Below are 12,885 nucleotides of genomic sequence, written 5' to 3' on the forward strand. Positions count from 1 at the left end.
TGCGCCGAGGGAGACGATAGCGGCGTGGCGGGCGCGGTCAAGAGGTCGCGCCGGACGGGTGTTCGGGCAACCCGGGCAGGTGCAGCTGCCAGACCCGGGCCGGGGGCAGGTTCGCCAGCACGGTGCGGCTGCCGGTCGCGCCGGCCCGCAGGTGGGCGGCCACGGTGCGCTCCACCACGGCGTGCCGGTGGAGCTCGGCGCGGGTGGCGAACAGTGCCCGGGCGCGACGGGTGCCGAGGTAGGCGAACCAGGTCAACGTCCCACCGGGGTGCAGAAGTTCGAGATAGCGGGCCATGATGCGATCGACCTGCGCGGGCGTGAAGTTGGTCAGCGGCAGGCCGGAGACGATCACGTCGTAGCGCCGGTCGGTGGCCAGCTCCTCCACGTACGCCTGGTGCACCGTCACTTGGTTCGCGCTGTGCCCGGCCACCAGCTCGTGCAGCCGGGCGGCGAAGCGCGGATTGGCCTCGACCACGTCCAGGCGGCTGCCGCGCGGGAGTTGGGGCAGCAGGACGCGGGTGACGGCGCCGGTGCCCGCGCCGGCCTCCAGGACGTCGATCGGGTGCGGGGCGCGGACCCGCACCGGGGCGGTCAGCGCCCGGGCGAGGGCCCGGCTGCTGGGGGCGACCGCGCCGGTGGTGCGCAGGTCGCGGACGGCTTCGCGGAGGAACGCCAGACCGTCGGCCCGGGGCCGCGGCGGCGGAGTGCTCTGATCGGTCATGCCTTCGACGCTAGGAACGCGAAACGCTTCGGCGATCCGCCGTCGGGCGGCCGTCGGTACCGACGAAAGTCGGTGGTGGGTACGGCCGTTCGGCGATCCCACCGGCCGGGAAGACTGCCTAGCATGGACGCCGTGACGTGGTGGAAGAGCCCACTGTGGGCGATCGCCGGACGGGCGGCGGTGCTGACCTTCCTGGTGGTGGCGATCAACCAGAACAGCGCCAAACTCGGCTACGAGAGCGAGCGGTTGAAGCTCACCCTGGCCGCGGCGTGCTGCGCCGCGTGTCTGACGATTCCTCAACTACGGTTGAAAGTAGCGCCGGTGGCGACCGTGGTGCTCACCGCATGGTGGGGCTGGCTGGTCGATCTGCTGCTCGCCGCGGTGATGTTCGACCTGGCGGTGGCCCGGCGGACCAGGCTCGCGCTGCTCTGCGCCGCGCTCGCGCTGGCCGGCAACCTGGCGGGCCCGCGGGCCGCCTCGGTGTGGGTCGGGCAGCGGTGGATGTCCACGCTGACGGTGCTGCTGTTCGGCCTGGTGCTCGGCCTGTGGCAGGGCAACCGGCGCCGCCTGGTGCAGACCCTGGGCGGGCAGGTCGAACAGTTGCGGGTGGAGACCCGGCTGCGGGAGGACGCGGCACGTGCCGCCGAACGGTCCCGGATCGCCGCCGAGATGCACGACGTCCTCGCCCACCGGCTCAGCCTGATCGCTCTGCACACCGGCGTCCTCGCCACCCGCGGGGCCCAGCTGCCCGGTCCGGTCGCCGACCGGCTGGCCATCCTCCGCACCACCTCCGTCGAGGCGCTCACCGACCTGCGCGAGGTGCTCGGCGCGCTCCACGACCCGCAAGCGGTGGCGGCCGACGCGCCCGCCGTCCGCGAGGTCGCCGCGCTGGTCGAGGACGCCCGCGCCGCCGGGCAGCAGGTCGCGCTGACCGTCACCGGCCGGGGCCCGGACGCGCCGACCACGCACCGGCTGGCCGCCTACCGGATCGTCCAGGAGGCGCTCACCAACGCCCGCAAGCACGCCGACGGGGCGCAGGTCGAGGTCCGGGTCGACTACCGGCCGCCCGCCACCCTGGTCGAGGTCACCAACGGCGCGGGCATCGCCGCGTCCACCGCCGTCGACTCCGGCTACGGCCTGATCGGCCTGCGCGAACGCGTCACCGCGCTCGGCGGCCGGCTCGACGCCGGCCCGGCCGGCACCGGCTCCTGGCGGCTGTCCGCCCGCCTCCCGCACCCCGCGGCGAAGGACGGCTCCGCATGAGCCGCACTCCGGCCGCCCGCCCGGGTGTGGGGGTGCTCGCGTCGGCACATGCTTTCCGTTCCACCGCTCGAAGGGCGGCTTCGATGATTCGCGAAGGGCGGCTTCGATGATTCGCACCCTGGTCGTCGACGACGACGCACTGGTCCGCCTCGGCCTCACCGACCTGCTCGACGGCGACCCCGGCATCGAGGTGGCCGCGCAGGCCGCCGACGGCCTCCAGGCGATCGAACGGGCAAGCGCTTTCCGCATCGACGTCGCCCTGGTCGACATCCGGATGCCCCGGATGGACGGCATCACCGCCACCGCCCGGCTGCGCGCCCTGCCGTCGCCGCCGAAGGTGATCGTGCTGACCACCTTCGACCTCGACCGGTACGTCTACGACGCGCTGGCCGCCGGCGCCGACGGGTTCCTGCTGAAGGACACCGACCCCGCCGAGATCCTGCGCGCCGTCCACCTGGTCGCGGCCGGCTCCGCGATGCTGCACCCCGCCGCCGCGCGCCGCGTCATCGACCGCTACCACGCGAGCGGCCGCACCGCCGCGACCGCCGCCCGGGCCCGCCTGGAGCGGCTCACCCCGCGCGAACGCGACGTGCTGGCGCTGCTCGCCGAGGGCCTCGCCAACGCCGACATCGCCGAGCGCCTCGCGATGCGGGAGAGCACCGTCAAGGCGCACGTCAGCCGGATCCTCACCGCGCTCACCGTCACCAACCGCGTCCAGGCGGCGCTGCTGGCCCGGGACGCGGCCGGCTGACGGAACGGCGAACCCCGCCGACCGCAGGGGTGCGTTCGACGGGGTTGGCGGCACAGGCAGTCGGAAGCTCAGCTGTCCGAGCGGTTGCTGTCGTCGTAGGTGCTGGTGCCCTCGTCCAGCAGTGGGCCGTTGGCCGGGCTCGGGTGCTTGAGGTGCGCCGGGGCCATCGCCCGAAGGGCGTGGTAGCCGGTCAGGACGATCAGGGTGCCCAGGGCGATGCCGCCGAGCTCGAAGTTGTCGGTGATCTTCAGGTTGACGTTGCCGATGCCGACGATCACGCCCGCCGCGATCGGGACCAGGTTCAGCGGGTTGGTCAGGTCCACCTTGTTGTGGATCCAGATCTGCGCGCCGAGCAGGCCGATCATGCCGTACAGCACCACCGTGATGCCGCCGAGCACACCGCCCGGGATGGCCGCGATCACCGCGCCGAACTTCGGGCACAGGCCGAACAGGATCGCGAAACCGGCCGCGCACCAGTACGCCGCCGTCGAGTACACCCGGGTCGCCGCCATCACGCCGATGTTCTCCGCGTACGTGGTGGTCGCCGGGCCGCCGACCGCGGTGGACATCATGGTGGCCGCGCCGTCGGCCATGATCGCGGTGCCCATCTTGTCGTCCAGCGGCTCACCGGTCATCTCGGAGACCGCCTTCACGTGGCCGGCGTTCTCGGCGATCAGCGCGACCACCACGGGCAGCGCCACCAGGATCGCGGACAGCGAGAAGCTCGGGGCGTGCAGCGAGGGCAGGCCGATCCAGTCCGCCTTGCCGACGCCCGAGAAGTCGAGGCGCCAGTGGTCGACGGCCGGGCCGCCACCCACCGAGGAGTGGATCTGGCCGAAGATCCGGTCGAACAGCCAGGACACCACGTAGCCGAACACCAGGCCCAGGAAGATCGCGATCCGCGACCAGAACCCGCGCAGCACCACCAGCGCCAGCCCCGTGAAGAACATCGTCAGCAGCGCCACCCACTGGTCCTGCGGCCAGTACACGCCCGCCGCGACCGGCGCCAGGTTGAAACCGATCAGCATGACCACCGCGCCGGTGACGATCGGCGGCAGCACCGCGTGGATCACCTTCGCACCGAAGCCCTGCACCACCGCACCGCACGCCGCCAGCACCGCACCGACCACCAGCAGCGAACCGGTCAGCGTCGCCGCGTCCCCGCCCTGCGCCTTGATCACGGCCGCCACACCCACGAACGACAGGCTCGAACCCAGGTACGACGGGATCCGGCCGCTCGTCACCAGCAGGAAGAAGATCGTCGCGACACCGGAGACCATCACCGCGAGGTTCGGGTCCAGCCCCATCAGCACCGGGGCGACGAAGGTGGCACCGAACATCGCCACCACGTGCTGCGCGCCGAGCCCGATCGTGCGCCCCCACGACAGCCGCTCGTCCGGCTTCACCACCGCCCCGGGCTGCGGGGCGCGGCCGTCCCCGTGCAGCTTCCACCCGAACGCGACCTTCATGTCCTTGCCTCGTCTCTGCTGTACCGTGCGAAACCCTGGTGGGCGACCATGCAACCGGTCGCGACATGATCTCGTATCGCGTCCACCGCCCTGACCTCGGGGGATCACCCGACCGGCGGTATCGCAGAACCCACCGTCCCCGGTTACCCACCGTCACCGAAGGCGGCAGTGAAGAGTCGGGGTCGGCATCGACGGCGAATACGACCGTGTCGACCGAACCGCGCGGTACACGCTGCCGGCCGGCACAGCTATCTACGTGATGAGGCCACATCGGTCGGCGCTCCGAATCGAAGCCCGGCAGGGCCGACGTCCTACTCGTCGGCGGGAGCGCGCCAATCAAGCGGCGGATTTCCGGGACGGTCAGGTCGACCAACTCTCGGCTTCGGGCCGGGCGGTTCGGATCCCCTGGTGTGCCGGGGCCGCCGTTCTCGGTAGAGGTGAACCGAGACAGGTGACATGTCACACCCTATTGATCGCTCCGCCGGTCTTGTGAGACGGTGCGTCACGCGCTTCGGATGCCTCCCACGTCCCGACGTCCGGGGCGCTCCGTTCGCGCTTCCCCCACAAAGGAATAGACGATGCGTCAGCTCTCACGCATGTCCAGGCTGCTGGCCGCGGCTACCGCGGCAGGCACCGTCCTGCTCGGCATATCCGTCGGACCGAGCCAGGCCGTCCCCATGCCGGTCACCCCCGCACCGGTCGCTGCCGGCCCGCAGCAGCCTTCCGGCAGCTCGTCGGAGGTTCCCGGCAGTCCGTTCGCCGATCCTGAGAGCCCGGGCGCGCCGCAGTCCGGCCGGCTCACGGCCGCGCAGCTGCCGCTGGTCAACCCGCTGTCCGTCACGGCGCCGGTGGAGACCGGCCCGGACAAGGGCCTGGCCAAGGCCGCACCGCGCGCGCTCGCGGCGGGGCCGGTCACCGCCCAGTCGTGCACCCCGGCCGACTTCGCCGGCAGGACCGGGGCCGCTCTGGTGTCCTACGTCAAGGCCTCGACCCCCCAGTGCATCGGCTCGCTGTTCCTGCTCGGCGGCAGCCCGTACGCCTCGGCGCTGTTCCGCCAGAGCCAGATGGCGACGATGGCCGACGCCTTCCAGAGCGCCGCCGCCTCCTACCCCGGTGACAACTCCGCCGCCACCTGGCAGGTCGTCCTGTACCTGCGCGCGGGCTACTACGTGCAGGACAGGGACCTCGCGCACGTCGGCCCGTACGACGCGACGCTGACCGCCGCCGTGACGCGCGGCATCGACGCCTTCCTGGCCGGCCCGCACGCCGCGGACGTCACCGACGCGAACGGCCAGGTCGCCAACGACGTCATCATCCTCACCGACAGCGCCGGGCAGCAGGGCCGCTACCTGAACACCTACCGGCAGGTGCTGAACGGCTACACCAGCGCGTACGACAGCTCGAAGAACCTGCTCACGTACGTCAACAGCGCCCTTGCCGCGCTGGACCGGGGGCACGAGAACAAGTCCTTCGTCGACGCGGTGACCGCGGACCCGGGCATCATCGACACCCTCGACGCGTTCACCCGCACCCACCGCGACCTGCTCGGAACCTACCCCGGCTTCCTGGTCTCCAACGCCGGCATCGAGCTGACCCGGTTCGTCAAGTACCCGGTGTTCCAGGCCAGGATCCGCCCGCTGGCCAAGGCCCTGCTCGACAGCTCGTCGATGACCGGCCCCACCGCCCCGCTGTGGGTTGGCACCGCCAACGCGGCCGCCTTCTTCGACAAGGACCAGTGCTCCTACTACGGTGTCTGCGACCTGAAGCAGCGGCTGACCAAGGCCGTGCTCCCGATCAGGCAGACCTGCAACGCCACCCTCACCGTCCTCGCCCAGGACCTCACCGCGGCCGAACTCGCCGCCGTCTGCGCCGATCTCAAGGGCGAGGACGCGTACTTCCACAACCTCGTCCGCGACAACGGCCCCATCCCCGGCCAGTACGAGTCGTCCGTGCAGCTCGTGGTCTTCGCGAGCCAGGCCGATTACCAGACCTACGCCGGCGCGATGTACGAGGCGAACACCAACAACGGCGGGGTCACCCTGACCGGGACCCCGAGCGACCCGGCCAACCAGCCGGTCTCCCTCATGTACCGGCATCCGAACGAGAACGGCTTCACCGCCCGGATCTGGAACCTCAACCACGAGTACGCCCACGTCCTGGACGCCCGCTACGACATGAAGGGCGACTTCTACCAGCAGACCAGCGTGCCCGACCTGTGGTGGATCGAGGGCGTCGCCGAGTACGTCTCCTACACCTACCGCGGCGTCACCGACATCAACGCCGTGACCCAGGCCCCCAAGCACACCTACCCGCTCAGCACCCTGCTCCAGAGCACGTACCTGAACAGCGACGTCGTCCGCACCTACCACTGGGGCTACCTGGCCGCCCGCTACATGATCGAGCGCTACCCGGGCGTCGTCCAGACCATGCTCGGCTACTTCCGCACCGGCGACTACGCCCGCGCCTACGCGTACTACAACGGCATCGGCACCGCCTACGACGCCGACTTCACCAGGTGGGTCGACACCTGCGCCGCCGACACCTGCCTCACCGCGGGCACCCCGAAGGCGGCTTTCGACGTCGCGGTGCGGGACCTGAACGTCCAGCTGACCGACCGCTCCACCGAGACCGCCGGCAAGGGCAGCATCACCGGCTGGGCCTGGAACTTCGGCGACGGCACCACCGGTACCGGGGCCTCCCCGTCGAAGTCCTACCGCGCAGCCGGTACCTACACCGTCACCCTCACCGTCACCGACAGCAACGGCAAGACGGCCACCACGACCTGGACCGTCACCGTCACCGCGCCGGCCGCACCGGCGGCCTGCACCGACCCCGACGCCCGGAAGCTGGACTACAACTGCTTCCGCACCGGCCGCTCCGCCGACGCCGGAAGCTCGGACCAGATGTACATCTACATGCCGGCCGGCACCACCACGCTGACCGTCTCCACCACGGGCGGCACCGGGACCGCCTACCTCTACTACAGCCCGGACCGCTGGGCCTCGAACACGGACTACGCCGCCTCTTCCACGAACAGCGGCACCACCCAGACCGTGACCGTCACCAACACCGCGGCCGGCTACCGCTACATCACCCTCTACGGCAAGACCGCCTTCAGCGGCGTCACCGTCACCACCCAGTACTGACCGGCGCGTGAGCCCGGATGCCCCGGCTCACGCATCCCCGGGGATGTGAGCCAGGGCATCCATGTGGGCCTCTGCGGCGGACGAGGTCCATGCGGGGCGCCACGGCGGACGAGCCCGGGATGCCGACAATTCCCGGGCTCGGCAAGCACATTGATGAAGCGTCAGCAAGTCACCGGAACTTCCACCACCGGCCGAGTGCCGTATGGGCCGCTTCCCTGCACCGAGAAGGTCGCGCGCACTGTCGAACCGCACGGGGCCGTGGCGGTGAAGCCGTTCACCTGCACCGTGGTGGAGTGGAACGGCGTGCTCCCGCTCACGGAGCCGAGCGAGTTGCCGCCGACCACCTCGGCCGACAGGTTGGTGTACAGGGTCTGCCACGACACCGGCCCGTCGGGCGGGCCGGCAAGGCTGATCTTCCCGTAGATCACGACGCTGCTGCCGGTGACGTCTGCGCAGGCGTAGGTCGCCAACCCGGCCTGGAGAGCGTACTTGCAAGTCGTGACCGTGGCGGTGGCGGTGTCGGCACCGCTCGCGGCGGCGAAGGCCGGCACGGGCGCCGTGAGCAGGGCGGCGGCACCGGCGGCGCCCACCGCGATGCGGGTGATGCGGTTCATGGTCTTCTCCTTCAGGCGATGCGAGAAACCGTTCGGCAGGCACTGTTAGCCATGTGACATTTCACGTGTGCCATGACCCAAACTCTGCCATGCGATTCCAAGGCTCCGGGCCATTCCTGCCTTCGAAGTGCCAGCCCGTCCGAAAGCTCACCCTGGGTGACGCAAATCCGCCCGGCTGGGCCAATGCGGCCACCACCTCGGGCGAACCCGCGTCGAACGCCGGGTGAACCACGGCGTTGAAGAACTCCTGACGAACGTGAGGGTGGCCCAGACCGCAGCCCGACAGGGCCGCTTCGGGCGGAAGCCTCCGAAGGCCAGCAGCCGGAGGTGTCGGCGAACCTGCGGGCAGCCTGTTCCTGCGGAAGTCCACCGGGGTGCCGGAGCCGCCTGCCGGACCCGCCCGGGGCGGATCGCCGTTCAGGCCGGTCGGGTGCTCCGGCGCGGGTCGGCCTCCGGCCGGGGCCGCGATAGGGGATCACGGGTGGTGGCGCGGGGGCGCACCACCAAGGACCAACGCCCATGCCCCGCCCCACCCGGGCTCAGCGCGCCGCCATCGCCCAGCGGCGGGCGGACGCCGTCGAGCTACGCCTTGCCGGCGCCAATCCGCTGACCGTCGGCCGGAAGCTCGCTGCCGACCCGACCCTGAACTTCGACCGGACCGCGTACCCGTGCGGGTACGGGCACGAGCTGTACGCCACCGGCCGTCCCGCGCCGGACGAAGAGACCCTGGTTCGGTCCGTGAACCGGGACATCGCCGAGGCCTCGGAGCAGCGGATCGCCTCGTCGCAGGCCGACCCCGGGAGGGGAGGACGACAAGCCCGGTGAGCGCGCACAGCCGGAGAGCTGGCCCGGGTATCGGACTTCGGTCTGATCAGGCTTTCGCCGGGGCGACGAAAGTGGCCCCAAACATGGCCACGACGTGCTGCGCGCCGAGCCCGATCGTGTGCCCCCACGACAGCCGTTCGTCCGGCTTCACCACCGCCCCGGGCTGCGGGGCGCGGCCGTCCCCGTGCAGCTTCCACCCGAGCGCGACCTTCATGTCCTGCCTCGTCTCTGTGCTCTACCGTGCGAAACCCTGGAAAAGTGGGGGTCGGCATCGACGGCGGGTCTGCGGCAGTGCACCGGTCGGCCCCCCCGGCGAGGGGAGGGGCGACCGGTGCACTGTGGTTTACGGGTAGGCGATCAGGTTGGCCACGTTGGTGGCCGAGTTGGAGGGGCCGCCGGTGGAGTTGATGACGTGGGCGATGGTGCCGGTGCCGCCGAGTGAGACGGTCACCATGTCGTGGAAGCGGACCGTGGAGCGGTAGGGCACCTCGAAGGAGTGCTCCTCGACCACGGCGGGGTTGACGTTGAAGTAGGCGTAGGAGCCCAGGCCCCAGGCTTCGTGGTTGGTCACGGAGTCGGCGACCTTGTAGGCGGGGAAGCCGCGGGTGGCGCCGTTCATCCAGGCGGCCTGGTTCGGCGGGTCGTAGGGCAGCTCGTTCTGGAAGAAGTAGGTGCGGCCGTTGTTGCCGTTCCAGATCACCTGGGTCTGCTGGTAGTGCTCGACGAACAGGCCGTACAGGGTGACGTTGTTGCCGTTGACGATCAGCCCGTTGGCGGCGGTGTTGCTGGTCCAGCCGACGCCGCTGCCGTGGTCGGCGCGCCACAGCCACATGTGGTCGCCGATGACGTTGTTGGAGTTGACGACCAGCGACTGGGCGGCCTTGCCGACGCCCGCGCCGCCGATGCGGAAGAACACGTCGTGCAGGGAGGTGGGGTTGGCGCTGTGGTCGACGGCGCTCGCGGTGCCGGCGCCGATCTGCATGAGCGTCTGCGAGTTGACGGTGCCGGCGTCGATGAGCAGGCCCGCGACCTTGACGCCGTCGACGTCGGCGACGTTGACGGCGGTGATGCCGTTGTCGGGGATGAGGGTGGCCAGGCCCAGGCCGAGGACGACGGTGTCGGGCCGGGTGATGTTCAGGGCCTGGTTGAGGTGGTAGACCCCGGGGGTGACCAGCAGGTTCTTGCCCTGGGCGAGGGCGGTGTTCATGTCGGCGGCGCCGGCGCCGGGTTTGACGATGTAGAACTGGTCGATCGGCAGGGACGTGCCCTGCTGGGCGCCGGCCCAGGTGATGCCGGTGGTGTTGTTGCGCAGCGCGGGGACGAAGACCTTGTAGGCGCCGGCGGCGTCGAGGTACAGGAAGGGCTTCTCGCGCACGACGGGGGTCTGGCCGACGGTGGTGTAGGGCGGGTTGGGGAAGGTGTTGGCGGGGGCGTTGACGTCGCCGACGAACACCATGTTCCAGTTGGCTCCGGCCCAGCTGCCCCACTGGGAGTTGCGGGAGAGCCACTGCTGCTGGGAGCCGGAGTTGATCTGGCCGTCGATCTTCGAGTCGGAGATGAAACCGCCGGAGGACCAGCCGCCGTCGTCGAGCTGCAGGTTGCCGCGCACATGCATGCGCCGGTACGGGGCGGCCTGCGAGACCGCCCAGCGGTCGGCGCCGCCGGTCGGGTTGACCGAGAGGTTCTCGGCGGAGCGCCAGAAGTTCTGGGTGGCGTTGCCCTGGAACCAGTCGGCCTCGGCGTGCACCGCGCCGTTGACGGTGACGTCGTCGGGGGACAGGCCGAGGCCCGCGACCTGGGTGTAGAAGCCGACGTTGGCGTTGACGTTGTAGCTGCCGGGCTTGAAGAGCAGGGCCTGACGCTGGGTGCCGAACTGGTTGCTCTCCTGCTGGGAGAAGACCTGGTTGAGCTTGGCTTGGATGGTGGCCTGGGGGGTGCTGGGGTCGAAGACGGCGACGTTGGGGCCGAAGTCGGGGGTGCCGGGCGGGTTGGTGGAGGTGGTGCCGAAGGTGAAGGACTGGGCGGCGGTGCCGTTGCAGGTGTACTGCTGCAGCTGGACGGCGTCGGCGGTGGAGGCGGAGGGGATGTCAAGGCACTTGCCGCTGTTGCGGTTGACGAAGTGGTAGGCACCGGATGCCTCGGGGACGGCCTGCCACTGCTGGTTGAGGCCGCCTCCGTAGGCCCAGAGCTGGATCTTGGCTCCGTCGGCGGTGGAGACGTCGGTGACGTCGAGGGCCTGGGCGGTGTTGGCGGAGGCGTTGATGCGGACGTAGCCGTTGCCGAGGTCCTGGGCCAGCCACTGCTGGGCGCCGGTGCCGTTGCACGCGTACTGCTGGACGGCGGTGCCATTGGTGGTGGCGGCGTTGGCGGCATCGACGCACTTGCCGGAGTTCTGCGCGACGAGGGTGCTCGCGGTGGTGGGGACGGCGGCGAGGGCGGCGGGGGCGGGGGCCAGCAGGACCGCGGTGGAGGCCAGCAGGCCGGCGGTCGCACTCAGGGGAAGAACCCGTCGGCGCAGCGGAGTGGGGTTCAAGTGGTGTGCTCCTGTTCTGGGGTGATGGAGCGTCAGGACGTGCGGTGCCGAAATAGGGGGTGGGGCGCCCGGCAGGTGCTGCCGGGCGCCCGGGCGTCCGGTCGGCGGGCGGTCAGGCGGGCAGGTTCCACTGCTGGTTGGCACCGGCGAAGCAGTCCCAGATCTGCAGCCGGGTGCCGTTCGCGGAGGACGGGCCGGTGGCGTCCAGGCAGCGGCCGGAGGCCGGGTTCACCAGGGTCTTGTTCGACTGCGCCTGCCACTGCTGGGCGCCGGTGCCGTTGCAGTCGTACAGCTGGGCCTGGGTGCCGTTGGCGGTGCCGCCCGAGGTCAGGTCCAGGCACTTGCCGAGCGCGCGGATCGTGCCGTCGGTGCCGACCGTCCAGGACTGCGCGGCGGTGCCGTTGCAGTCGTAGAGCTGGATCGCGGTGCCGTTGGCCGAGTTGGCGGCTGCGACGTCCACGCACTTGCCGCCGTAGCCGGTGATCTGGCCGGTCCGGCCGTTCGGCGGCGGGGTGGTGGTGCCGCCGGTGATCTGGTTGAAGGTCTGGGCGAACTGCCAGGGGTACTGCGAGGTGCCGCTGCAACTGTCGGACAGGGTGCCGTTGCTGGCGCAGGCCTTGTCGCGGCCCAGGGCCCAGAACGCCAGCATCTGGATGCCGTTGGCTGCGGCGAAGGACTCCAGGGCCTGCGCGTTGGCGGTGGAGAACACCTCGACGGTGGAGTCGTTGACCCCGATCATCGGGGTGTTGCCCTCCATCGCCCACAGTTGCGCGGAGGTCTTGGTGTTCCAGATCTGCCCGAGCTGGGTGTGCAGGGCATTGGCGGCATTGATCGCGGCCTGGCCCATGTCCATCGCCGGGCCGTAGTCCATCGTCATGATGTTGACGGCGTTGACCGTCAGACCGCGGCTCTTGGCGTTGTTGAGCAGGCTGAGGGAGTTGGACTCCAGACCGGTGGGGTTGACCGGGAGGGTGTAGTTGACGTCGAGGCGCTTGCCGGCCGCGGCCTGCGCCTGCTGAAGCTGGGCGAGCGCCTGGTTGCGGCGGTCGTTCGCGGCGGTGTCGTTGAGGGCGGCACCCTCGATGTCCAGGTCGATCCGGGTCAGGTTGAGCGCATCCACCACCCGCTTGTACTGCGCCTGCAGCGCGGAGACGCTGGTACAGGCCTGGCCCAGCTCCGTGCCGCCGGCGCCGCCGAAGGAGGCGATCACGTCACCGCCGGCCGCCCGGTGCGCGTTGACCGCGCTGGTCCAGGACGCGTCCGTGATCGAGACGTTGCCGTTGAAGGTGGCGTTGCAGCTGCCGTCGCTGATCACGAAGGCGAGGGTGACGTACTTCAGTCCGGCGTTGCGGACGTCGGTCAGCACCGACGTCGGATTCCACGTCTCCAGGTACGGGGCGGCGAAGTGGGCCGGGAAGCCGGGCCCGGGGTTGGCCGCGGCGGAGGCCGGGCCGGCGCCGGCCACCAGCATGGCCGCGACGGTGGCGGGCAGCGCGACGGCTGCCGCCAGAGTGCGGCGGAGAACGGAGCGGATCAAGGCAACTCCTTACAGAGAGGCATGTC

At 70.8% G+C, this 12,885-nt stretch carries 9 protein-coding genes and 1 pseudogene; 4 read left to right on the top strand and 6 right to left on the bottom strand.

Features of this window, described 5'->3' with window-relative positions:
* Positions 1-37: 37 nt before the first annotated feature.
* Positions 38-721 carry a class I SAM-dependent methyltransferase gene (locus ACIHEI_RS18890; RefSeq protein WP_396607400.1) on the bottom strand — a complete coding sequence of 228 codons (684 nt, stop codon included), beginning with the start codon at positions 719-721 and terminating at the stop codon, positions 38-40.
* Positions 722-844: 123 nt separating this feature from the next.
* Here ACIHEI_RS18890 and ACIHEI_RS18895 point away from each other — a divergent pair, with 123 nt between their 5' ends.
* Both ACIHEI_RS18895 and ACIHEI_RS18900 read left to right on the top strand, forming a co-directional pair.
* Positions 845-1,984, top strand: coding sequence for a sensor histidine kinase (locus ACIHEI_RS18895; protein ID WP_396607401.1), 1,140 nt, complete (start codon positions 845-847; stop codon positions 1,982-1,984).
* 106 nt (positions 1,985-2,090) lie between these two features.
* A complete protein-coding gene (locus tag ACIHEI_RS18900; protein WP_392953648.1) occupies positions 2,091-2,735 on the top strand; it encodes a response regulator in 645 nt (214 codons plus the stop codon).
* A gap of 68 nt (positions 2,736-2,803) precedes the next feature.
* On the opposite strand, the gene ACIHEI_RS18905 is transcribed toward ACIHEI_RS18900, so the two are convergent.
* Positions 2,804-4,204, bottom strand: a complete 1,401-nt coding sequence (locus ACIHEI_RS18905; protein ID WP_396607402.1) for a uracil-xanthine permease family protein — start codon at positions 4,202-4,204, stop codon at positions 2,804-2,806.
* 578 nt (positions 4,205-4,782) lie between these two features.
* Between ACIHEI_RS18905 and ACIHEI_RS18910 the strand changes: the two genes are divergently transcribed.
* Complete coding sequence (locus tag ACIHEI_RS18910) at positions 4,783-7,350, top strand: collagenase (RefSeq protein WP_396607403.1); 2,568 nt, start codon at positions 4,783-4,785, stop codon at positions 7,348-7,350.
* A gap of 161 nt (positions 7,351-7,511) precedes the next feature.
* On the opposite strand, the gene ACIHEI_RS18915 is transcribed toward ACIHEI_RS18910, so the two are convergent.
* Positions 7,512-7,964 carry a hypothetical protein gene (locus tag ACIHEI_RS18915; protein ID WP_396607404.1) on the bottom strand — a complete coding sequence of 151 codons (453 nt, stop codon included), beginning with the start codon at positions 7,962-7,964 and terminating at the stop codon, positions 7,512-7,514.
* Positions 7,965-8,483: 519 nt separating this feature from the next.
* Between ACIHEI_RS18915 and ACIHEI_RS18920 the strand changes: the two genes are divergently transcribed.
* Positions 8,484-8,789, top strand: coding sequence for a hypothetical protein (locus tag ACIHEI_RS18920; RefSeq protein WP_396607405.1), 306 nt, complete (start codon positions 8,484-8,486; stop codon positions 8,787-8,789).
* 58 nt (positions 8,790-8,847) lie between these two features.
* On the opposite strand, the pseudogene ACIHEI_RS18925 reads toward ACIHEI_RS18920, so the two are convergent.
* From ACIHEI_RS18925 to ACIHEI_RS18935, 3 genes and pseudogenes are all read right to left on the bottom strand, one after another.
* Positions 8,848-9,003, bottom strand: a pseudogene (locus ACIHEI_RS18925) (nitrate reductase); the annotation flags it as partial.
* A gap of 129 nt (positions 9,004-9,132) precedes the next feature.
* Positions 9,133-11,322, bottom strand: coding sequence for an RICIN domain-containing protein (locus ACIHEI_RS18930; protein ID WP_396607406.1), 2,190 nt, complete (start codon positions 11,320-11,322; stop codon positions 9,133-9,135).
* 112 nt (positions 11,323-11,434) lie between these two features.
* Positions 11,435-12,859, bottom strand: coding sequence for an RICIN domain-containing protein (locus ACIHEI_RS18935; RefSeq protein ID WP_396607407.1), 1,425 nt, complete (start codon positions 12,857-12,859; stop codon positions 11,435-11,437).
* Between the last annotated feature and the right edge of the window lie 26 nt (positions 12,860-12,885).

This window comes from Kitasatospora sp. NPDC051984 (assembly GCF_044593455.1).
Lineage (GTDB): Bacteria > Actinomycetota > Actinomycetes > Streptomycetales > Streptomycetaceae > Kitasatospora.